The 21,399-nt window shown below is 64.8% G+C and carries 20 protein-coding genes; 16 read left to right on the forward strand and 4 right to left on the reverse strand.

All coding sequences use genetic code 11. The features are described from left to right. Positions 1–13: 13 nt before the first annotated feature. On the reverse strand, positions 14–805 hold the full coding sequence (locus NH448_RS13335; protein ID WP_108448464.1) for an IclR family transcriptional regulator C-terminal domain-containing protein: 792 nt from the start codon (positions 803–805) through the stop codon (positions 14–16). A gap of 356 nt (positions 806–1,161) precedes the next feature. On the opposite strand from NH448_RS13335, the gene NH448_RS13340 reads away from it, so the two are divergent. From NH448_RS13340 to NH448_RS13385, 10 genes are all read left to right on the forward strand, one after another. Then, a complete protein-coding gene (locus tag NH448_RS13340; protein ID WP_052704234.1) occupies positions 1,162–2,550 on the forward strand; it encodes an adenylosuccinate lyase family protein in 1,389 nt (462 codons plus the stop codon). Positions 2,551–2,733: 183 nt separating this feature from the next. Then, positions 2,734–3,555, forward strand: a complete 822-nt coding sequence (locus NH448_RS13345) for a CoA transferase subunit A (RefSeq protein ID WP_045991423.1) — start codon at positions 2,734–2,736, stop codon at positions 3,553–3,555. A gap of 8 nt (positions 3,556–3,563) precedes the next feature. Then, a complete protein-coding gene (locus NH448_RS13350) occupies positions 3,564–4,331 on the forward strand; it encodes a CoA-transferase subunit beta (RefSeq protein WP_342586425.1) in 768 nt (255 codons plus the stop codon). A gap of 72 nt (positions 4,332–4,403) precedes the next feature. After that, positions 4,404–5,609 carry a 3-oxoadipyl-CoA thiolase gene (gene pcaF / locus NH448_RS13355; RefSeq protein WP_045991425.1) on the forward strand — a complete coding sequence of 402 codons (1,206 nt, stop codon included), beginning with the start codon at positions 4,404–4,406 and terminating at the stop codon, positions 5,607–5,609. An 18-nt stretch (positions 5,610–5,627) separates the two neighbouring features. Beyond that, a complete protein-coding gene (locus NH448_RS13360) occupies positions 5,628–6,812 on the forward strand; it encodes an alpha/beta fold hydrolase (protein WP_045991426.1) in 1,185 nt (394 codons plus the stop codon). Between the two features lie 252 nt (positions 6,813–7,064). Next, complete coding sequence (locus NH448_RS13365; RefSeq protein ID WP_045991427.1) at positions 7,065–7,502, forward strand: hypothetical protein; 438 nt, start codon at positions 7,065–7,067, stop codon at positions 7,500–7,502. Between the two features lie 10 nt (positions 7,503–7,512). Beyond that, positions 7,513–8,511, forward strand: coding sequence for a pca operon transcription factor PcaQ (pcaQ, locus tag NH448_RS13370; protein WP_239452503.1), 999 nt, complete (start codon positions 7,513–7,515; stop codon positions 8,509–8,511). A 214-nt stretch (positions 8,512–8,725) separates the two neighbouring features. Continuing rightward, a complete protein-coding gene (gene pcaH / locus NH448_RS13375) occupies positions 8,726–9,463 on the forward strand; it encodes a protocatechuate 3,4-dioxygenase subunit beta (protein ID WP_045991428.1) in 738 nt (245 codons plus the stop codon). A gap of 62 nt (positions 9,464–9,525) precedes the next feature. Continuing rightward, positions 9,526–10,164, forward strand: a complete 639-nt coding sequence (pcaG, locus tag NH448_RS13380) for a protocatechuate 3,4-dioxygenase subunit alpha (protein ID WP_083970203.1) — start codon at positions 9,526–9,528, stop codon at positions 10,162–10,164. A gap of 130 nt (positions 10,165–10,294) precedes the next feature. Further along, complete coding sequence (locus tag NH448_RS13385; protein WP_045991429.1) at positions 10,295–10,660, forward strand: RidA family protein; 366 nt, start codon at positions 10,295–10,297, stop codon at positions 10,658–10,660. 50 nt (positions 10,661–10,710) lie between these two features. Here the strand turns inward: NH448_RS13385 and NH448_RS13390 are convergent, their stop codons facing one another. The 3 genes from NH448_RS13390 to NH448_RS13400 form a co-directional block, all read right to left on the reverse strand. Further along, positions 10,711–12,456, reverse strand: a complete 1,746-nt coding sequence (locus NH448_RS13390; RefSeq protein WP_045991430.1) for an amidohydrolase — start codon at positions 12,454–12,456, stop codon at positions 10,711–10,713. Positions 12,457–12,513: 57 nt separating this feature from the next. Further along, the gene (locus tag NH448_RS13395; RefSeq protein ID WP_083970204.1) at positions 12,514–14,181 is read right to left on the reverse strand and encodes an MFS transporter; all 1,668 of its coding nucleotides are present in this window, start codon (positions 14,179–14,181) and stop codon (positions 12,514–12,516) included. A gap of 331 nt (positions 14,182–14,512) precedes the next feature. Then, positions 14,513–15,415, reverse strand: a complete 903-nt coding sequence (locus NH448_RS13400; RefSeq protein WP_045991431.1) for a LysR family transcriptional regulator — start codon at positions 15,413–15,415, stop codon at positions 14,513–14,515. 274 nt (positions 15,416–15,689) lie between these two features. On the opposite strand from NH448_RS13400, the gene NH448_RS13405 reads away from it, so the two are divergent. From NH448_RS13405 to benC, 6 genes are all read left to right on the forward strand, one after another. Then, complete coding sequence (locus tag NH448_RS13405; protein WP_045991432.1) at positions 15,690–16,808, forward strand: muconate/chloromuconate family cycloisomerase; 1,119 nt, start codon at positions 15,690–15,692, stop codon at positions 16,806–16,808. A gap of 75 nt (positions 16,809–16,883) precedes the next feature. Further along, positions 16,884–17,174 carry a muconolactone Delta-isomerase gene (catC, locus tag NH448_RS13410; protein ID WP_045991433.1) on the forward strand — a complete coding sequence of 97 codons (291 nt, stop codon included), beginning with the start codon at positions 16,884–16,886 and terminating at the stop codon, positions 17,172–17,174. A 106-nt stretch (positions 17,175–17,280) separates the two neighbouring features. After that, a complete protein-coding gene (gene catA / locus NH448_RS13415; protein ID WP_108131175.1) occupies positions 17,281–18,240 on the forward strand; it encodes a catechol 1,2-dioxygenase in 960 nt (319 codons plus the stop codon). Positions 18,241–18,462: 222 nt separating this feature from the next. Further along, positions 18,463–19,830 (forward strand): Rieske 2Fe-2S domain-containing protein, encoded by a 1,368-nt coding sequence (locus tag NH448_RS13420; RefSeq protein ID WP_045991435.1) that lies wholly within the window; start codon positions 18,463–18,465, stop codon positions 19,828–19,830. Positions 19,831–19,850: 20 nt separating this feature from the next. Further along, positions 19,851–20,342: a benzoate 1,2-dioxygenase small subunit gene (gene benB / locus NH448_RS13425; protein WP_342586426.1), complete on the forward strand. Its 492-nt coding sequence runs from the start codon at positions 19,851–19,853 to the stop codon at positions 20,340–20,342. A gap of 20 nt (positions 20,343–20,362) precedes the next feature. Then, positions 20,363–21,382, forward strand: coding sequence for a benzoate 1,2-dioxygenase electron transfer component BenC (benC, locus tag NH448_RS13430; protein ID WP_045991437.1), 1,020 nt, complete (start codon positions 20,363–20,365; stop codon positions 21,380–21,382). Positions 21,383–21,399: the final 17 nt, after the last annotated feature.

Here is a 21,399-nt window from a genome sequence, read left to right on the forward strand (position 1 = left end):
CAGACAAAGACGATCAGCTCACGTTGGCGCGAATCTGGCGAGCCTTGCCCTGGAGCAGCGGCAGGTAGCGCTCAAGCAAGGTGTCGTGGTCGATTCTGGCGGCGTTGGTGCTGATATTGATCGCACCGATCAGCTCGCCGTTGGCGTCGAAGGCGGGTACTGCCAACGAACGCAGCCCAGAATCCAGCTCCTGATCGACGATGGCATAGCCCTGCTGGCGAGCCTGGAGGATGGCGCGCTTGAGCTCAGCCTTGTCGGTGATCGTCTTGTCGGTGAAGCGCTCGAGGGTGGTGCGCTCGATAAAGGCATCCAGTTCGTCGTCGGTCTTCTGTGCCAGCAGCATGCGCCCCATCGAGGTGTAGGCGGCGGGCAGCCGCGTGCCCACCGACAGGGTGATGGCCATCAGCCGCTGGCGCGACGCCGAGCGCGCCACATAGGTGACCTCATCGCCGTCGAGTACGCCAAGAGAAGAGGATTCGCCGCTTTCGGTGGTGATGTCCTCGAGCACCTGCTGGATCAGGTGCTGATAATTGTTGGCGGACAGGAAGGCGTAGCCGAGCTTGAGCACCCGCGGCGCCAGCTCGAAGTGGCGATGGTCCTTGCGCACATAGCCCAGGGCATGCAGCGTCAGCAGAAAGCGTCTGGCGCGGGCACGGTTCATGCCGGTGCGCGTCGCCACCTCACTCAAGGTCATCCGAGGGTGGGCCTCGTCGAAGGCCAGAATGACGTCGAGGCCGCTGGCGAGGGCAGTGACGAAGTCGCGGTCATCCGGGCTCAGGGCGGCGTCGGCCGGTGCCGTATCCATCGAGGTGTCCTTTTTTCAGATTCGAGTGTCACTAAGATCTAGTGTTGCAGTGATCGAGCGCCACGACGTGAGAGCGTTGTACAGCCCGAGCGACGATGATAGCAGGGCAGCGACCGGATACGGCCCCCGATGTCATGGCAGCAAGAAGACATTCGTCTTCTGTGGGCGACGGTTTGCTCCCGTGTTGTCGATAATCTAGCATGCTTGTTCGAGGTGCGAACACCTGTGCGACTATTGGTGGAGCGGCCACGCTGTCGCCATCGCGTGTCCTTGTCGTTGCCTCCTTGCTGCTATCCCCTTGAACTCGCCCCGGTCGATACGCCCCATTCGCTCCCCAGAAGAAGAGGAACCTTGCCATGTCCGACGCCCTGCTGAGCCATCCATTCATGAGCCAGAGTGCCCTGGAAGCCTGTCGCGACGATGACCTGGTGGCCTCGATGCTGGCCTTCGAACTCGCCCTGGCTCGCGTCCAGGAAGGTGTCGGCGCACTGCCAGCGGGCAGCGCCGGGCGCATGGCGGCGGCGCTTGAGCATCATGACTTTGACACCGCGGCCATCGCCCGGGGTATCGCCAGCGGCGGCAACGCGGCGATCCCCTTCGTCAAGGCCGGGCGAGCGGCGTTGCCGGACGAGCTCAAGGCGTGCTGGCACCAGGGGGCGACCAGCCAGGATGTGGTGGATTCGGCGCTGATGCACCTGCTGACGCCGCGCCTGGCGAGCCTGGATGGCCTGCTCGAGCGCTGTCGCAACGCGGTTCTCGCGCTGATGCGTGACCACGAGCAGACGCCCATGGTCGGCCGTACCCTGATGCAGCAAGCGCTGCCGATGACCTTTGGGGTCAAGGCGGCCCAGTGGGGCATCGGGCTCGAGCGCGCGCGATGCCGGCTTGGGGATATCGCCGCCGAAGGACTGCCGGTGCAGTTCGGCGGTGCAGTGGGGGTGCACTCGGGCTGGGGGGAACAGGGGCTCGAGCTGATGCAGGCCTTGGCCGAGGAGCTTGGCCTGTCCTGCCCGGTACTGCCCTGGCATACCGACCGCCAGCCGATCCATGCCTTGCAGACCGCCCTGGACGCCGTCGCCGGGGCGCTGGAGAGCCTGGCGCTGGACGTCGCCCTGCTGACGCAGACAGAGGTTGGCGAAGTCAGCGAGCCGAGCGCCCCTGGCATGGGCGAATCGTCGTCGATGCCGCACAAGCGCAATCCGGTACGCTGCGCCCTGATTCGCGGCGCGTCGCGTCGGGTGCACGGCCACACCACGGTGATCATCGGTGCCGTGGCCCAGCCGCTGGAACGGGGCCTCGGCGAGTGGCACGCCGAGTGGGCACCGCTCAGCGAATCGGTGCTGCTGGTGGAAGGGGCGCTGGAGCAGGCGGCAACCCTGTTGGAAGGACTCGAAGTACATCCTGAGCGCATGGCCGCCAACCTGGCGTTGACCGGCGGCGCGATCATGGCCGAGCCGGTGGCGCGCCTGCTGACACCCCACCTCGGCAGCGACAGGGCCAAGGCGCTGGCGGCCGAGGCTGCCGAGACCGCGCGCCGCCAGGGGCGTCCTTATCACGAGGTCTTGCACGAGGTGCTGAAGGCGGAGGCGGGCGAGCCATCCACCGCAGAGCAGAGCAGTGAGGCTCCCCGGCAGCCCCCCGATATCAGTGTCGAGCAGCTCAAGGCCGCCACCGATCCGGCGTTATACATTGGTAGCAGTCGACAACAGGTCAGCAAGGCCAGGGAGTGGCTGGAGCAACGCTAACACGTTGATTGATCGGTAGAAGAACGAGAAGGGGCGGGAGCGGCGTATGCCGTTCCCGCCCTTTTTGCGTTTGACGGCCCTGACGATCAGCAGTAACTTGTTCGTATAACAAACCTACGTTCACATAGCGAACAAGGCTGTTCTGTCCACCGCATTGGTTCATCGTTAACAGAGGCAACCCACATGGCCGAGATCCTGAGTCTTGACGAAGCGGTAAGGCGCTACGTCCATGACGGCGCCACCGTCGCCATGGAAGGCTTTACCCACCTGATTCCTTTCGCCGCCGGGCATGAGGTCATTCGCCAGCGTAGGCGCGACCTCACCCTGATTCGGATGACCCCGGACCTGGTCTACGACCAGTTGATCGGTGCCGGCTGCGTGAAGAAGGTGATCTTTTCCTGGGGGGGCAACCCTGGCGTCGGCTCGCTCCATCGCCTGCGTGATGCGGTGGAAAAGGGCTGGCCCCACAAGGTCGAGATTCTCGAGCACAGCCACGCCGCCATGGCCTGCGCCTTCGAGGCCGGCGCCGCCGGATTGCCGCTGGCGGTGCTGCGCGGCTACGTCGGCAGCGAGCTGCCCAACGTCAATGACCAGATCAAGTTCATCGAGTGCCCCTTCACCGGCGAGCGCCTGGCGGCGGTGCCCTCGGTGCGCCCGGACGTCTCCATCGTTCACGCCCAGAAGGCCGACCGTGCCGGCAATGTGCTGGTCGAGGGCATCATCGGGGTGCAGAAGGAAGCGGTGCTGGCAGCCAGCCGCGCCATCGTCACCGTCGAGGAGATCGTCGATGACCTGGACACCCACCCCAACGCCTGCGTGATCCCAGGCTGGGCCATCGACGCCATCGCCGTGGCCGAAAAGGGCTCGCTGCCGTCCTACGCCCACGGCTACTACCCGCGTGACAACCGCTTCTACAAGGAGTGGGACGCCATCGCCCGCGACCGTGACGCCTTCACCCGCTGGATCGACGACAACATCATGAACACCGCGGAGGACGCCCGATGAGCACCGCAATCGACTACAGCGCCGGCGAGATGATGACGGTCACCGCCGCCCGGGCGCTGGAAAACGGCATGACCTGTTTCGTCGGTATCGGCCTGCCGTCCGAGGCCGCCAACCTGGCGCGGCTTACCCATGCCCCCGAGGTGGTGCTGATCTACGAATCCGGCACCCTGCAGACCAGGCCGGACGTGTTGCCGCTCTCGATCGGCGATGGCGAGCTGTGCGAGTCGGCGCTGACCACGGTGTCGGTGCCGGAGATGTTTCGCTACTGGCTGCAGGGCGGCAAGGTCAGTGTGGGCTTTCTGGGCACCGCCCAGATCGATCGCTACGCCAACCTCAACACCACCCTGATCGGCGACTACACCGCACCCAAGGTACGCTTGCCCGGTGGCGGCGGGGCGCCGGAGATCGCTACCAACGCTGGTGAAGTGTTCATCACCCTGAAGCACTCGCCGCGGGCCTTCGTGCGTGACGTCGATTTCATCACCACCCTGGGCTTCGGCCGCGACGGCAAGGGACGCGACGGTGTACCCAATATCGGCAAGGGGCCGACTCGCGTGATCAGTGACCTGTGCGTGATGAAGCCGGACCCCGAGGATCGTGAACTGACGGTGGTCTCGCTGCATCCCGGCGTGACGCGCGAGCAGGTCCAGGAGGCCACCGGCTGGGACATTCGTTTCGCCGCTGAACTCGAGACCACGCCGGTCCCCAGTGCCCATGAGCTCGAGGTGCTGCGTGAGCTGAAGGCGCGCACCGATCGTGCCCACAGCGGCCAGTAAACCGCCCTCCCGCATCTTCCCCCTTCCCCGACACACCCCGCGCCAGTGCGCGGGGTGACCAAGGAGTCCGACATGACCGACGTCTTTCTCTGTCATCCCCGTCGCAGCGCCATCGGGCGCTTCGGTGGCACCCTGGCAAGCGTGCGTCCCGACGACCTGGCCGCCGACATCTTCAAGGCGGTGCTGGCCCAGGCGCCAGAGCTTGATCCCGGCGCCATCGAAGAGGTCTTCATGGGCTGTGCCAACCAGGCCGGCGAGGACAACCGCAACGTGGCGCGCATGTCGGCGCTGCTGGCGGGCCTGCCGACCTCGGTGCCCGGTACTACCATGAATCGTCTGTGCGGTTCCGGCATGGATGCGGTAGGCACCGCCATGCGCGCGATCAAGGCCGGCGAGATGGATCTGGCCCTGGCCGGCGGGGTGGAGTCGATGTCCCGGGCGCCTTACGTCATGGGCAAGGCGGAAGGCGCCTTTTCACGGGGGCAGCAGATCGAGGACACCACCATCGGCTGGCGCTTCGTCAACCCGCTGATGAAGAAGCTTCACGATACCCACTCGATGCCCGAGACCGCCGAGAACGTGGCCGAACAGTTCGACATCTCCCGCGCCGATCAGGACGCCTTTGCCGTGCGCTCCCAGCAAAAGGCTGCCCAGGCCCAGCAGGAAGGTCGCTTCGCCGAGGAAATCACCCCCATCGAGATCCCCCGGCGCAAGCAGGAGCCGCTGGTGTTCGACATCGACGAGCATCCTCGCGCCGGCACCACCCTGGAGAAGCTGGCCGCCCTGCCGACCCCCTTCAAGGACAATGGCAGTGTCACCGCCGGCAACGCCTCCGGGGTCAACGACGGCGCCTGTGCCATGCTGGTCGCAAGCCAGGCGGCGGTGGAGCGCCATGGCCTGGTGCCGATGGCGCGTATCGTCGGCATGGCCACCGGCGGGGTGGAGCCGCGCATCATGGGCTATGGCCCGGTCCCGGCGGTGCGCCGGCTGCTCGAGCGCAGCGGCGTTACGATCGACGAGATCGACGTGATCGAGCTCAACGAAGCCTTCGCCGCCCAGGCCCTGGCCTGTCTGCGCGACCTCGGCGTCGCCGACGATGACCCCCGGGTCAACCCCAACGGCGGGGCCATCGCCCTGGGCCATCCGCTCGGCATGTCCGGGGCGCGCCTGTTGATGACCGCCGCCCACGAGCTCAACAGGAGCGGCAAACGCTACGCCTTGTGCACCATGTGTGTGGGCGTGGGCCAGGGCATCGCCACCCTGATCGAACGGGTATAGAGGAACAGGAGAGAGGTCATGGCATTTCTGAATATCGAAGGACGCAGTGTCGCGTATCGCCTGCTCGGCGCCGAGGCCAACCCTCTGGTGGTGCTGGCGCATCCGCTGGGCATGAGCCAGGCGGTGTGGGACGACGTCCTGCCGGCGCTGCTGCCACGCTACCGGGTGTTGACCTGGGACCTGCCCGGTCACGGCGCCAGCCAGGCCTGGGGCGACGGGCCAATCACTCCGGCCGAACTGGCGAAGGAAGCCATCGCCCTGGCCGACCACGCCGGCGCCGGCCGCTTCCACTTCGTCGGCACCTCCATCGGTGGCGTGGTGGGGCAGCAGCTGATCAGCGAGCACGGCGAGCGCCTGCTCTCCGCCGCCCTGACCAACACCGGAGCGGTGATCGGCACCAGCGAGCTATGGACCACCAGGGCCGAGCGTGTGCGGCGCGAGGGCCTGGCGGCGATGTCCGGCGAGATCGTGCCGCGCTGGTTCGCTGCCGCCTGCTTCGACGCCGAGCCGGCCCTAAAGGCGGGCTGGTGCACCCAGATGGGGCGCGGTGACGACGAGTCCTACGCGCTGCTCTGCGAAATGCTGGGGCGAGATACCTTCACCGGCAAGCTCTCCGGCAAGGGCGTCAAGGTGCAGCTGTTCGGTGGCAGCGAGGACCTGGCGACGCCACCGGCCACCCTGGAGGCCCTGGCGGCCGAGTGCGACGGCGCCCCGCTCGAGGTGCTCGAGGGCGTCGGTCACGTGCCTTCGGTAGAGGCGCCAAGCCGATTCGCCGAGAAGCTGCTGGCGGTGATGGCGGTGGACCTGGGAGACGTGGGCGCGGAGGGCGTCGACTATTCCACTGGCCTTGCGACCCGCAAGCAGGTGCTGGGCGAGGAGCACGTGGCCCGCTCCACCCACAATGCCAACAGCCTGGACACTTCGTTTCAGCAGATGATCACACGGCTGGCCTGGGGCGAGCTGTGGTCCAACGACGACCTGACGCGACGCGAGCGCAGCATGATCACCACCGGCATTCTCGCCGCCCTGGGGCGCGAGGAGCTGACCCTGCACCTGAAGACCGCCCAACGTATCGGCCTCAGCGAGGCGGAGCTGCGTCAGGTGCTGATGCACGTGGCCATCTATGCCGGCGTGCCGGCGGCCAATCATGCCTTTGCCCTGGCCAAGGAGCTGGGCTGGGGAAGCGGCGAATCATCGGCATGAGGGACATGGTTTGCCGCCTGGGGTAAAAGAGTGGTAAATAGCTGACTCACGGAGCACAGAATCCTCCAGGCAGGCAGTAAGGCTTCCTGGCCGTTGGTGACTTGCCATGCCATAGATGGCAGGGCCATCCCTGCTGCTCCATTCGTGAATCCTCGGTCAGTTGCTAGACTTGGCAAAAGGAGAAGGAGAGGATTCCGTCAGGCAGGGAGTGCCCGATGCATGCCCGTTTCGGCAGCAAGAGGTCAACTATTGATGTGGTTCAAGACGTTTGTGGCGATACTGCTCGGCACCCTGATGGCGAATACGGCGTCGGCAGAGTGGCGCTACACCCAGGCCCACCAGATGTTCGGCGACGCCCCGGCGGCGCGAGTCGATGATGGCAGCGGTCATTCTCTGGCACTGGTGTGTTGGAACGGTGTGCCCATGGTATCGGTGGCCGGTTATGCCTCCCAGATGGGCGCCGATCGGCGCAAGCCGCTGGAGGTGCTGGTGGACGGCATCGGGTATCGCCTGGAGTCACGCCACTCCCCCCACGACGGCGTGTGGTTCGCCCCGTCTCCCCTCGGTTTGACCAAGACCCTGCAAGGCGGCAACGTGGCGGTGGTCACTCCCCAGGATACCCGTCCCTCACGCTTCCCGCTGAGTGGCGCCGACGAGCCCATCGAGCGCGTGCTGGCAGCCTGTCGCTAGCGCTGTCGGCGTGGTGGAGGCTGACGAGGTACCACGCCACGGCGCCACGCTGGACACCCGTCACGTCGCCAGATCGCAGGCCACCATGCTCAATCATCGTATCAAGCTGCGCCATCTCAATGCCTTCCTCGAGGTGTCGCGCAGCCGTAGCTTCGCCCGTGCCGCCGACGCCCTGGCGATCACCCAGCCGGGCATCTCCAAGGCCATCCGTGAACTCGAGGAGATCGTTGGCGCCAGCCTGTTCGAGCGTAGCGCCCAGGGCGTCAGTCTGACCCAGGCGGGACTCACCCTGTTGCGCCACGCGGGGCCTGCGCTGCGCGCCCTGGAAGAGGGCGTGGTGGCGCTGGCCGACGGCCATGGTGGGCAGCGTTGGCTCAGGGTCGGGGCGCTGTCGACGGTGGAATCGCGGCTGCTGCCGGCGGCGATTCAGCACTTCCAGGCCTCGCCGCTGGGCCAGGAGACCAGCGTCACCGTGACCACCGGCGCCAGCGCCTTTCTGCTGTCGCGGCTGGCGCTGGGTGAGCTCGACGTGGTGGTGGGGCGTATGACCGAAGCCCGCGAGATTCGTGACCTGGCCTTCGAACATCTCTACTACGAATCGCTGCGGCTGGTAGTGCGCCAGGGGCATCCGCTGGCCACCGTCTCGCCCTGTCCTCCCGAGATCCTGAGCGACTACCCCTGGGCCGTGCCTCCTCCTCAGACCACCTTGCGTCAGCGGGTCGACAGCTTCTGTGTGCGTCACGCCATCAGTTTGCCTGCGCCCTGTCTGGAGACCTTGTCGCTGCCGGTCAGCCGGCGCTTCACACTGGACACCGATGCCATCTGGGTCGCGCCCTTCGAGGCGGTGGCCGAGGACCTGGAGAGCGGCCAGCTGGTCGAGCTGGCACTGACCTTCGAGCACCAGGGTGGCTCGGTAGGGCTGTGTACCAACACCTCTTTGAGCCCCAGCCTGGCGCTGGAAGGCTTCGCCGAGTCGCTGCGCCAGGCCGCCGCGGCAAGACCCCAGTAGCGGCGCCGAAATATCCGGGGGCGAAGCAGCAGGCCAGTACGTACTCGTTCCTGCGATCCGACGCCCCGCGATCCGGTCATCATAACCCCTGGGTTATGACGACCGGCCAAGGTCTCAATTGGCTCCCCGGGCTTGGCTGGTCACACTGCTGTCATCGCCTCGTGTCTCGAGGCGCGTGTGAACAACCAACAATCACGCCAGGACCTCTTCCCCCATGACCCTCAATCGGAACCTCAATCGTCGCTTCGTCGAGCGGGATCGCCAGTGGCACCCCGCCGCCTACACCCCCGGCTACAAGACCTCGGTGCCGCGCTCGCCCTCCCAGGCGCTGGTCAGCCTGCAGACCCCCAGCGTGTCCGAACTCACCGGCCCCGAGTTTAGCCGCCTGCGCATGGGCCCCCATGACAACGATCTGCTGTTGAACTTCCGCGATGCCGATAGCCCCGGTCTGCCGGTGGGGGAGCGGGTGATCATGTTCGGCCGGGTCGTCGACCAGTTCGGCAAGCCGGTGCCGCAGACTCTGGTGGAGATGTGGCAGGCCAATGCCGGTGGCCGCTATCGCCACAAGAAGGACAGCTATCTGGCCCCGCTGGACCCCAACTTCGGCGGCGTCGGGCGCTGTCTCACCGACGATGATGGCTGGTACCACTTCCGCACCATCAAACCCGGTCCCTATCCCTGGCCCAATGGCATCAACACCTGGCGCCCGGCGCACATTCATGTGAGCGTCATGGGCCCGGCCATCTCCACCCGGTTGATCACCCAGATGTACTTCGAGGGGGACCCGCTGATTCCGATCTGCCCCATCGTCCAGACCCTGAAGGACGAGGAGGCCGTGGGCACCATGATCGGTCGACTCGACATGGCCCGCTCGCGCCCCATGGACGCCTTGGCCTACCGCTTCGACCTGGTGGTGCGTGGCGAACTGCAGACCTATTTCGAGAATCAGTGAACAAGAACAGGAACAACAGGTGTCGTGGTGCCCGAGTCGGCTCACGGCAGCGAGGAGACCTCATGCAACAGCCAAACCTTACCCCCACCGCGAACCTGATGCTGCGCGAGACCGCGTCCCAGACCGCCGGCCCCTACGTGCACATCGGCCTGGCGCTGGCCGTCGCCGGCCTGCCCGAGCGCGACGAGGAGATCTGGAACGAACTGGCCAAGGATAACGCCGAAGGCGAGCGTATCGAGGTGGCAGGACGGGTCATCGACGGCAACGGCGACCTGGTCCGCGACGCCCTGCTGGAGGCCTGGCAGGCCGACGCCAATGGTGACTATCAGACGGCGTTCGACCTCAAGGCGCCGTTCAACAGCTTCGGGCGTACCGCGACCACCGCCGAGGGCAACAGCGAGTGGCGCTTTGTCACCGTCAAGCCCGGCGCCATCGCTCGGCCCGACGGTCGCACCATGGCCCCGCACATCAACCTGACGATCTTCGCCCGGGGCGTGAACCTGCATCTGCAGACCCGGCTCTACTTCGATGACGAGCACAAAGCCAATGCCGGCTGCCCGGTGTTGGGTGCGATCGAGTCGCCGGCCCGGCGCCAGACGCTGATCGCCCGGCGTGAAGAGGGCGGGGAGGGGGGCCTGCCACGCTATCGTCTGGATATCGTGCTGCAGGGGGAGGGAGAGACGGTGTTCTTCGACTTCTGATCGCGTTCGCCTGACCACACGGACGTCGCGGCGTGAACCGCGACGTCCGTGTCGCTATTTGCCCGCGTTTGCACCGACGCTTCCATGGCCTATGCTAGCGGTCTTTCCCGCCCTGGCTTCGAGGCCCCCCATGGATATCCACCGCATCAACCCCACCCCCCGCTGGTCCGACATCACCGTGTTCAACGGCATGGCCCACTTCGTCGAAGTCGCCGAGGCGGACACCCGCGCCGATATCACCGGCCAGGTGGAGCAGATCTTCGAACAGGCCGAGGAGTCGCTGGCCAAGGTGGCCAGCGACAAGACACGCATCATCTCGGTGACCATCTACCTGACCGACTTTGCCCACTTCGATGCCCTGAACGTCGCCTGGGAGGCCTGGTTCGAGCCAGGCACCGCCCCCAGTCGCGCCTGCGTCAAGGCCGAGCTTGCCAATCCCGAACTGCTGGTCGAGATGGCCTTCGTGGCAGCGGCGGGGGAAGAGTTTCAGGGATGAAAAACGCCGAACAGCGCCCTTGGGCGCTGTTCGGTACGTCATCAGAGTAACTAGTTGATCAGGATATCGTCGCCGTTGATCACCGTGCCGATGATCCGCAAGTCCTTGAGCCGCTCACGCTTGTCCTCGGTAGCTTCCTCCTCGAGCACGGTGAAGTCGGCCCACTTGCCCACTTCGATGCTGCCTCGGACGTCTTCCTGGTGAGCGAGCCAGGCATGGTTGCAGGTGATCACGCGCATGGCCTCGTCCACGCTCAAGCACTGGTCCTCGCCGAGCACCCTGCCCGACAGGGTGCGGCGGTTGACTGCGCACCAGGCCGAGAACAGCGGCGAGACCTCGGTGACCATGTCGTCGGAGTGGATGCCGTGGCGAAGCCCGTGGCGGGTCGCCGAGCGACAGGCGTCCATGCGCCTGGCCAGATGCTCGCCCACCGTGTATTCGACGTGGACGTCCCCCCAGTAGTAGATATGGTTGGCAAACAGGTTGGGAGTGACGTCACATTGGGCCATGCGATAGAACTGGTTTTCGGTGGCCAGCTGACAGTGCTCCAGCGAGTGGCGGAACCCCAGATTGGGCTGCCTTTCGCGTAGCTGTTCGATGGCCTGAAGCACGCTTTCGGTGGCGCCATTGCCGTTGGTATGGATCGAGCAGGACATACCGTTGGCTTCGCCCAGGCGAATCTGTTCTGCGACCTCGTCCTGGCTCAGCAATAGTTGGCCGTTGTCCTTGCCGGCGGTGACGTAGGGCTGGTCGGGCAGCATGTTGGCGGTAAAGCCCTGGATCGAGCCATCGGCAAACAGCTTCAGATTGCCGACGCTGAGGTAGGGGCGCTTTTCGCTGCGAAGCGCACGTATCGCCTCCCAGCCGCGATGGCCGTCGTGCTGCCAGAGCTCTGCCGTGGAGTACCACACCTCCAGGTTGACGCGAGTGCTGAGCAGTCCCCGCGAGTCGGCCTCGATCCAGGCACGCGAGGCGTTGTCACCGGGCGTCAGCGGGAAGTTGGCGCCCTTGTCGGTGATCGAGGTGCAGCCCTTGAGGCGTGCCACCCTGGTCGCTACCCGTCCGGCCTCGACCAGCCCCTCCACCGAGAAGTCCAGTTGACCTGCACCCTTGGCGATGGCGTGGGCCATCATCGGTGGCTCGTTGATGGTGCCGGTGACGCGTCCATCGCGGTCACGCGGCAGGTTGGGGTCGTCCGGCAGCGTGTCGTAGCCGCTGATGTCGATGGCCAGGCTGTTGAGATTGATGACGTGGCCGGAGGCATGGCCAAGGCAGATCGGGAACTCGGTGGAGACCTCGTCAAGGACCTGGCGGGAGACGTCGATATTGCCCAGCAGCAGAGGGTCGAAGCCCCAGCAGTTCAGCCAGTTGGTACCGGGGCCTTCCAGCCGCGGGCGATCCTGTTCAATCAGCTCCTTGAGGCGTGTGATCAGCGCCTCCTTGCTGCGTATACCCGGAAGCCGTCCACCTTCGGCATCGATCCTATCGACGTAGCCGACATAGTGCGCGCCGGTCAGGTTGGCGCCGAGTATATGCGGATGCATATGGTGCTCGGAGAAGCCAGGATAGATCACATGGCGCTGAAACTTGACGTCGACGTGGTAGGAGATGCGGTGGCGCTGCAGCAGCACCTCCATCCGGCTGAGCTCGCCGACGCCGACGATAGTGCCGTGCTGTACGGCCACCGCCTCGGCGCAGGGCCGTTCCGAGTCCATGGTGACCACCTTGTCGGCCTTGAAGATGGTGACGGGCTGGCGCTCATCAATGAGTCTCAATGAAAGGTCATCGAAGTTCATGGTGTCACTCCTTGAGGTCAGTACTCGTGGATCGAAAGAAGGAAACGGTGGCCGCGTCTACAGCCTGTCGTCGGCAAGCCCGTGGGGTGAGGCGTCATGGTCCGGCTTCGGTTGGTCTGGGCCCTTGCCCCAGCCGATCTTGGGAATTGCCAGGAAGCCGGGAAGATGCAGCAGGATGATCAGGATCAGCGACCAGAAGGCGTACTTGGCCGCCTTGAGTCGGGCCTGCTTGTAGGCATGCAGCAGCAGCCGTGATTCCGCCGGGGTAGCCGCTAGCTGACCGATGCTGTCCTCGAAGTCCTGATTGCTCATGAAGCCGATCACCGGAAGCTGATTGACGTAGGCCTGGGTGGGCGCGCTGATGTCGGCGCTGTGGACGGCATCCTTGAAATTGGCGGTGGTGCCGAACAGCAGGGTGGAACCGATAATCGCCACCGCTGCTGCCTGCCAGACGTTGCGGGTGGAGCACTGGATGCCGGAAGACTGGGCGGCATCACGCGGATTCAGTGCGGTGGATACGATCATTGCCGACTGCGAGGACAGGCCACCGGCGCCCGCGCCGAAGGCCACCATGGCGATGAACATGATCGGCGCGTCGAAGCCGTCGGGAGTTAGCGCCAGCTGGGACAGCAGGGCACCGATGACCGCCAGGGCGGTGGAGGTGGTCACGATGCGTTGAGGCGACACCTGGATGAAAAAGCGCGGAACACCGATCGAAGTAAACATCATGGGAAATGCCATGGCCGATACGGCCAGTCCGGTCATGGTCCCGTTGTACCCTGCCACCACCATGATCCAGGAGACATTGACGAAGAACACCGCGCCGAAGATCGCGAAGATCAGGCCGGTAACGTATAGGCCGCTGCGTACCTGGGGCGTGGTGACGAACGACTGGGGCACCAGGGCGGCACCATGGCGGGCCTCGACACGCCGCTCGGTGACCAGCGCAAGGCCTGCCAGAGCAACGCCGGCGACGATCAAGAAGGGCGCAGGAGAGATGCCGACGACGGTGAACGGGGGATCAAGTGGGTGCACCAGTCCCCACACCGATATCTTCGAACAGCCGAGGATGAACATCAGCAACGACAGGCAGACGATCAGGGTCCCCTGGATATCGATGCGGATGGGATTGGCGGGGATGGCCGGTATCCACAGGCAGGCGGATAGGAAGATGGTCAGAAACCACACGGCCAGGAAGGCGTAGGCGACCTGGTAGCCGAAGTGATCCATGATGTAGCCCGCACCGATCGGCATCAGCGCGGCGGCAAGGCCGGTGGCGGCACCCACGGCGCCGAAGGCGATGGCGCGCTGCTTGCCCTGATACAGCGAGACGATGATGCCGAGTATCGAGGGCACCATCAGTGCGGCCCCTGTGCCCATGACGGTTCTGGCGCCCCATACCACCAGTGTCATGCTCGGGGCGACGGCGGCCAGGACTTCGCCGATGCAGGCGATCAGGGCGCCGGCCAGAAATACCCGCTTGAAGCCCTTGGCGATACCCAGCATGCCACCGAAGACCATCAAGGCGCCGGCCAGAAGGCTATAGACGATATTGGCCATCTGCACCTGGTCCATGCTGGCGCCCAGCTGGACGATGAATTCGTGGGTCGACATTCCGAGAACCGAATTGTCACCGCTCGTTCCCACCTGAGCCAGACTGCCGATGATGGCCGGAATCCAGAAGAGGATGCCGGTATTCGGGGAGTCTTTTGCTTGCGTTGTCATGGCGCTACCTCGTACCCAAAAAGCGGTGTGCCTGTCGGTTCTTCCGACGTTGGTTATTGCTCTTTGGTATTAGGCGTCATGCCTCATGCGAGGTAGTAGGTGTTTCGGGCAGAAATCTGCTCGATGTCATTTTTTTAAGTAGCTGATTTTTATGGTTTTATGAAAAATACTTTACGAAAAAGAGCGGGCGTCAATGTGCTGGGGCGGGAGAAATGACAAGGGTCATTGATCCCGCCTCTTTCATGTCTGGCGGCTGGCCAGCCCGGGGCAGGAAGAGCAGGTGGATGGCGCCAGCAGAGGTGATTGCAGGTCCTTGGGCGTGATCTGGCTGTTACGGGTACTTGCCCGTCCGACGATTCTCCACCAGCACCTCGAGGATGGCGTTGGCCGCCTGCATGGTCGCGCTGGGCGTCTCTCCCCGGCGCCGGCTGCAGACGATCGGTGAGGTAATGTGCTTCTCCGCCAGGTACAGGTAGCGAATGCCATCGCGGTTCTGTCGCTTGACCTGCTCCGGCACCAGGGTGATGCCGAAGTCCGACACCACCAGGCCCAGCGCCGTCTGCATCTCGTTGGCCTCCTGCACCACCGTGACCTTGAGCCCTCGGCGGCGAAACAGCCCCAGCACCAGGTCGGCAAGGCTCGGGCGCGGGCTCGCCGGGTACAGCACCAGCGGGTAGCGGGCGAGCTCCTCCATGGTTGGGGTGGTGCCCACCAGCGGGTGGCCCTCCGGCACCGCCGCCATCATCGGTTCCTCGAACAGCACCTCCTGTTCCACGTCGGGATCGTCGATCCTCAGGCGTCCGAAGCCGATATCGATACGTCCTGCCTTCAGCGCCTGCACCTGCTCCACCGTGGTCAATTCGGCCAGGGTCAGCTCCACCTCGTCCTTTTGTCGCAACTCGCGCACCAGCAGCGGCAGCTGGCCGTAAAACAGCGAGGGCACAAAGCCGATACCGAACATTTCCTTGTGGCTTCGAGACATACGGCGCACCGCCGCCACCGTGGTATCGAGCTTCTCGAGCATCTGCAGGGCATGCTCATGGAAGAACTTGCCAGTGGGCGTCAGGGTCAGCCCTCGGGGACCGCGAATGAATAACTGGGCCCCCAGTTCTTCCTCCAACTGATTGATCTGCCGGGTCAAAGGGGGCTGCGCCATATGCAGCCTGGCGGCCGCCCGGGTGATGTTCAGCTCTTCTGCTGCGGCACAGAAATAGCGCAGGTGTCGAAGCTCCATGATACCTCCAGGGTACTGCGGTCTACCCAGACCATATTGGTTGTGCCCCTCAAAGACAATCACACTGCACTCAATCGCCGGATCAAGCGTCTTTCCGCCGTAGGTCTCTGCCGATGTCGATGGCAGTGGTGCTTCGCATCGTAAGAGAAATCTTACCAAGGTATGGCTTGATCGCTTACGAGTCGCCGAGGCTTACAGCGCTTGCGGCTTTCCTCATCACCCAGATCGCCAGCCCGTGGATGACAACGAGCTGATGGTAATTGCCGGAGCCGCCATGACCGCCCTGATCGAAAGCGTCGAGACCCTGCTGGTCGACCTGCCCACCATCCGACCGCACAAGCTGTCGATGGCCACCATGGCCACCCAGACGCTGGTGATCGTACGCCTCAAGTGCTCCGACGGTATCGAAGGCATCGGCGAGGCCACCACCATCGGCGGCCTGGCCTATGGCCCGGAAAGTCCGGAGAGCATGAAGGTCAACATCGATACCTACCTGGCGCCGGCGCTGGTCGGCCTGGCGGCGGACAACGTCAACCTCGCCATGGCCCGGCTCGACAAGCTGGCCAAGGGCAACGTCATCGCCAAGTCGGCGCTCGAGACCGCGCTGCTGGATGCCCAGGGCAAGCGTCTCGGGGTGCCCCTGGCGACACTGCTGGGCGGCGCCCGCCACGATCACCTGCCGGTGCTGTGGACGCTGGCCAGTGGCGATACCGACAAGGATATCGAGGAGGCCAGAAAGCGGCTGGAGCAGCGTCGCCATCGTGACTTCAAGCTCAAGATCGGCGCCAACGAGGTGGATCACGACGTGCGCCACGTTGCCGCCATCAAGGCCGCACTGGGGGATCGCGCCAGCGTCAGGGTCGACGTCAACCAGGCCTGGGACGAGGCCACCGCGGTGCGCGCCATCGCCGCCCTCGAGGAGGCCGGGGTCGACCTGATCGAGCAACCCATTCCGGCCCACGAGCGGGCTGGGCTTGCACGACTGGCCAATCGCTTCGAGGTCACCATGCTGGCCGACGAAGGTGTCCAGGACCTGCGCTGCGGGCTGGCACTGATCGAGTCCGGCTTCAGCGGCGCCTTCGCCCTGAAGATCGCCAAGAGCGCCGGGCCGCGCGGCGCGCTGCGCCTGGCCCACCTGGCCGACGCCGGGGGCATTGGCCTCTACGGCGGCACCATGCTCGAGGGCACCATCGGTACCGCCGCTTCGCTGCACGCCTGGGCGACCCTGCCCGAGATGGCCTGGGGCACCGAGATGTTCGGCCCCTTGCTGTTGACCGATGACATCGTCACCACCCCCCTGCGCTACGACGACTTTGGCGTGGCGCTGCCGCAAGGCCCGGGACTCGGGCTCGAACTGGATCACGACAAGCTGCGCGAGTACGCACGCAGCTGAGCGACATCGCCATCAGACCGGCCGCGCGAGCCTCCAGGGCTGCATCGACGGCCCCCGATCGAGAGGAGAACGAAGATGCTGTTTCAGGTGGAAATGACCGTCAAGCTGCCGCCGGATATGGCGCCGGAGCGCGCCGCCGAGATCAAGGCCCGCGAGAAGGACTACGCCCAGGAGCTGCAGCGCTCCGGCAAGTGGCGCCATCTGTGGCGGGTGGCCGGCAGCTATTCCAACGTCAGCGTGTTCGACGTGGCCGACAACGCCGAGCTGCAGGAGCTGGTATCGAACCTGCCGCTGTTTCCCTACATGGAGATCCGCGTCAAGCCGCTGTGCCGCCACCCGTCCTCGATCCGCGATGACGACAGCTAGGGTCTGCCCCTGGCCAGCCAGACGTCGGGGCAGAGCGAATCGCCAGGCCCCGGCCAGTACCGCCAACAACGATAACGACAAGTACGCCACACCTGAGGACCGCCAGATGAACAGTCTCAATCCCACCACCAAGTCAGTGCGCATCTTCGACACCCCGGAGGTACAGGACTTCCTCAATACCGTCGCCGGCTTCGACAAGACCGAAGGCAACGAGCGGGCCAAGGAAATCCTGCATCGTCTGCTGTCGGACCTGTACAAGCTGATCGATGACTTCGACGTCACCCCGGAAGAATTCTGGCAGGGCGTCAGCGTGCTCAACGCGCTCGGCGCCGAGACCCAGTACGGCCTGCTGGCCCCGGGTCTGGGCTTCGATCATTACCTCGACATGCGCATGGACGCCGAGGACGCCGCCCGCGGCCTTGCCGGGGGTACCCCGCGCACCATCGAGGGGCCCCTGTACGTCGCCGGTGCCCCGGAGTCCGAGGGCGAGGCGCGCCTGGACGACGGCTCGGACACCGACGCCGAGGCAATGTGGCTGACCGGTCAGGTACGCGATACCCAGGGCCAGCCGATCTCACGGGCCAAGGTCGAGATCTGGCACGCCGACAGCAAGGGCAACTACAGCTTCTTCGACCCGTCCCAGGCCGACTTCCACCTGCGTCGTACCATCTACACCGACGCCGATGGCCGCTATCGCGCGCGCAGCATCATCCCCTCCGGCTACGGTTGCCCCCCGGACAGCCCGACCCAGCAGGTGCTGGACCTGCTCGGTCGTCATGGCCAGCGACCGGCGCATATCCACTTCTTTATCTCGGCGCCCGGGTACAAGCACCTGACCACCCAGATCAACCTCGCCGGCGACCCCTACACCTACGACGACTTCGCCTTCGCCACCCGCGAGGAGCTGGTGGTGGACGCCAGGCGCATCGAGGACGCCAGCGAGGCCAGCGATCGTGGCCTCGAGGGGCCCTTCACCGAGGTGGTGTTCGACATCGAGCTTGCCGCCACCAGCGAGACCGAGCTGCAGCAGCGCCACAAGCGCCCCCGCGCCCTCGAGGACGGCTGAGCCGCCTGGACTCGCGACAACCCTGAACCGACCACCGAGTGTCACGGGAATCGCTGTGATGGACAGCCCTGTGATGGATAGCCCCGAGGTAAATCGCGCCAAGCCAGACCAGGCCTGCCCTGCGGGCAGGCCGCCCCAAGGGGCCGGCGGGACGAGCGACTCGAATGAGCTGTCTGTGTGAGCCGCCCGTGTGAGCGGACCGTGATAGAGAGGAGAACAACGATGAGCAACAAACTCGATCAGATCGAAGCCCGCGTGCGTGGTGCCGTCGAGGATGACCCCGAACAGGGCGTCTTTCGCTGCCACCGCAGCATGTTCACCGACCCCGAGTTCTTCGAGCTCGAGATGAAGCACATCTTCGAGGGCAACTGGCTGTTCATGGCCCACGAGAGCCAGATCGCCGAGCCCGGTGACTACTTCACCCTGAACATGGGGCGCCAGCCGGTGGTCATCACCCGCGACAAGGAGGGCGAGCTTCACGCCCTGATCAACGCCTGCGCCCACCGTGGTGCCACCATCTGCCGTCGCAAGCAGGGCAACAAGGGCACCTTCACCTGCCCGTTCCACGGCTGGACCTTCAAGAACGACGGGCGTCTGCTCAAGGCCAAGAACGAGAAGGCCGGCGCCTACCCGGACGCCTTCAAGCAGGACGGCTCCCACGACCTCAAACGCCTGCCGAAATTCGCCAATTACAAGGGCTTCCTGTTCGGCAGCCTGAGCGACGACGTCATGCCCATCGAGGAGTACCTGGGCGAGACCATGAAGGTCATCGACAACATCGTCGACCAGGCCCCGGAAGGTCTCGAGATCCTGCGTGGCACCTCGTCCTACACCTACACCGGCAACTGGAAACTGCAGGCCGAGAACGGCGCCGACGGCTACCACGTCAGCACCGTGCACTGGAACTACGCCTCCACCATGGACCGTCGAAACTACGACGAAGGCGGCACCAAGGCGGTGGACGCCGATGGCTGGTCCAAGTCCAAGGGCGGTTTCTACTCCTACGAGAACGGCCACATGATGCTGTGGACCCGGCTGCTCAATCCCGAGGTGCGTCCGGTCTACGAGCACAAGGAGCGCATCGAGAAGGAGCTGGGCGAGGCCCGCGCCGACAACATCGTCAACCAGACCCGCAACCTGTGTCTGTACCCCAACGTCTATCTGATGGACCAGTTCTCGACCCAGATTCGGGTGCTGCGTCCGCTGGCGGTGGACCGTACCGAGGTCACCATCTACTGCTTCGCGCCCAAGGGTGAATCGGCGGAGAACCGTCGCGTGCGCATCCGCCAGTACGAGGACTTCTTCAACGTCAGCGGCATGGGCACGCCGGATGACCTGGAGGAATTCCGCGGCTGCCAGAACGGCTACAACGGTGCCCTGGCCGAATGGAATGACCTGTCGCGTGGCGCCAAGCAATGGATCGATGGTCCCGACGAAGACGCCAGCGCCATCGACATGAAGCCGCTGAAGAGCGGTGCCTCGCCGGAGGACGAAGGCCTCTACGTGCTGCACCACCAGCACTGGGTCGAGGAAATGCTGCGCGCCATCGACAAGGAACGCAGCCAGTTCATCGCCACGGCCTCAGCCTGAATCCTGCGGAAAGGAGACGAATCATGAGCATCAGCTATCACGACATCCAGGCCTTTCTTTATCGCGAAGCGCGCCTTCTGGACGAGCGCGAGTGGGACGAGTGGCTGACCCTGTACCACAAGAAGGCCGAGTTCTGGATGCCCTGCTGGGACGACGACGACACCCTGACCGGTGACCCGAACAGCGAGATATCGCTGATCTACTACCCCAATCGGGAAGGGCTCGAGGATCGCGTCTATCGGATCAAGACCGAGCGCAGTGGCGCCAGCACGCCGGAGCCGCGCACCACCCACCAGATCACCAATATCGAGGTGATGAAGGAGGAGGGCGACAGCCTGGAGGTGTGCTTCAACTGGCACACCCTGAGCCACCGCTACAAGCAGACCGACAGCTACTTCGGGGTGTCTTTCTACACCCTGGACGTGTCCGGTGACAGCCCGCTTATCACGCGCAAGAAGGTGCAGCTCAATAACGATTATATCCACCAGGTCATCGACGTTTATCACATTTAAGTCGGTGAAGGAGAACGACCATGAGCTTCACCATCGCGCTCAACTTCGAAGACGGGGTGTCGCGCTTTATCGACTGCAACGAGGGCGAGACCGTCCTTGATGCGGCCTACCGCAACAAGGTCAATCTGCCGATGGACTGCTCCGACGGCGTCTGCGGCACCTGCAAGTGCCACTGCGACCAGGGCGAGTTCGAGCTGGGTGACGAGTACATCGACGAGGCGCTGTCCGACGAGGAGCTGCACGAGGGGCAGGTGCTGACCTGCCAGATGGTGCCGTCCTCGGACTGCGTGCTGTCGGTGCCGGTGGCCTCGACCGTATGCAAGACCGAGGTCGACAGCCGTGCCTCCACGGTGGTCCACGTCGAGCCCTTGTCCGAGGACTCCATCGAGCTTGCCATCGATATCGAAGGCGAGCCGCTGAACTTCCTGCCGGGGCAGTACGTGCACCTGGAGGTACCGGGCTGTGGTGAGCACAGAAGCTATTCGTTCAGCTCGCTGCCGGGGGAGTCCCGCGCCAGCTTCCTGATCCGCAATGTGCCGGACGGGCTGATGAGCGGCTATCTGGCGGACAAGGCCAAGGCCGGTGACGCCATGGCCGTGACTGGCCCCATGGGCAGCTTCTACCTGCGCGCCATCCAGCGCCCGATCCTGATGCTGGCCGGCGGCACCGGGCTTGCTCCCTTCCTGTCGATGCTCAAGCAGCTTGCCGCGCTCGAGGCCCAGGGCGAGGGCGCAGGCCAGCCGATCCACATGATCTATGGCGTGACCAAGGACGATCATCTGGTCAAGTGCGAAGAGCTCGACGCGGCGGTCGAAGCGCTGCCCGACTTCGACTACCTGACGGTGGTCGCCGACGAGGACAGCAGCCACGAACGCAAGGGCTACGTCACCCATCACATGGACCCGCAGAAGCTGCATGACGGCGACGTCGACGTCTACCTGTGCGGCCCGCCGCCGATGGTGGATGCGGTGCTCAAGCACTTCGACCAGCAGGGCATCAAACCGGCGAGCTTTCACTACGAAAAGTTCACGCCCAACTGACGCGTCCTGCCCCGAAG

Source organism: Halomonas sp. OfavH-34-E (assembly GCF_024124525.1).
GTDB classification, from domain to species: Bacteria; Pseudomonadota; Gammaproteobacteria; order Pseudomonadales; family Halomonadaceae; genus Halomonas; species Halomonas litopenaei.

Excerpts from the sequence above, each read along its gene's own strand:
- NH448_RS13335 (WP_108448464.1), bottom strand. The coding sequence starts at position 805 with ATGGATACGGCACCGGCCGACGCCGCCCTGAGCCCGGATGACCGCGAC.
- NH448_RS13340 (WP_052704234.1), top strand. The coding sequence starts at position 1,162 with ATGTCCGACGCCCTGCTGAGCCATCCATTCATGAGCCAGAGTGCCCTG.
- NH448_RS13345 (WP_045991423.1), top strand. The coding sequence starts at position 2,734 with ATGGCCGAGATCCTGAGTCTTGACGAAGCGGTAAGGCGCTACGTCCAT.
- pcaF (WP_045991425.1), top strand. The coding sequence starts at position 4,404 with ATGACCGACGTCTTTCTCTGTCATCCCCGTCGCAGCGCCATCGGGCGC.
- NH448_RS13360 (WP_045991426.1), top strand. The coding sequence starts at position 5,628 with ATGGCATTTCTGAATATCGAAGGACGCAGTGTCGCGTATCGCCTGCTC.
- NH448_RS13365 (WP_045991427.1), top strand. The coding sequence starts at position 7,065 with ATGTGGTTCAAGACGTTTGTGGCGATACTGCTCGGCACCCTGATGGCG.
- pcaH (WP_045991428.1), top strand. The coding sequence starts at position 8,726 with ATGACCCTCAATCGGAACCTCAATCGTCGCTTCGTCGAGCGGGATCGC.
- pcaG (WP_083970203.1), top strand. The coding sequence starts at position 9,526 with ATGCAACAGCCAAACCTTACCCCCACCGCGAACCTGATGCTGCGCGAG.
- NH448_RS13385 (WP_045991429.1), top strand. The coding sequence starts at position 10,295 with ATGGATATCCACCGCATCAACCCCACCCCCCGCTGGTCCGACATCACC.
- NH448_RS13390 (WP_045991430.1), bottom strand. The coding sequence starts at position 12,456 with ATGAACTTCGATGACCTTTCATTGAGACTCATTGATGAGCGCCAGCCC.
- NH448_RS13395 (WP_083970204.1), bottom strand. The coding sequence starts at position 14,181 with ATGACAACGCAAGCAAAAGACTCCCCGAATACCGGCATCCTCTTCTGG.
- NH448_RS13400 (WP_045991431.1), bottom strand. The coding sequence starts at position 15,415 with ATGGAGCTTCGACACCTGCGCTATTTCTGTGCCGCAGCAGAAGAGCTG.
- NH448_RS13405 (WP_045991432.1), top strand. The coding sequence starts at position 15,690 with ATGACCGCCCTGATCGAAAGCGTCGAGACCCTGCTGGTCGACCTGCCC.
- catC (WP_045991433.1), top strand. The coding sequence starts at position 16,884 with ATGCTGTTTCAGGTGGAAATGACCGTCAAGCTGCCGCCGGATATGGCG.
- catA (WP_108131175.1), top strand. The coding sequence starts at position 17,281 with ATGAACAGTCTCAATCCCACCACCAAGTCAGTGCGCATCTTCGACACC.
- NH448_RS13420 (WP_045991435.1), top strand. The coding sequence starts at position 18,463 with ATGAGCAACAAACTCGATCAGATCGAAGCCCGCGTGCGTGGTGCCGTC.
- benC (WP_045991437.1), top strand. The coding sequence starts at position 20,363 with ATGAGCTTCACCATCGCGCTCAACTTCGAAGACGGGGTGTCGCGCTTT.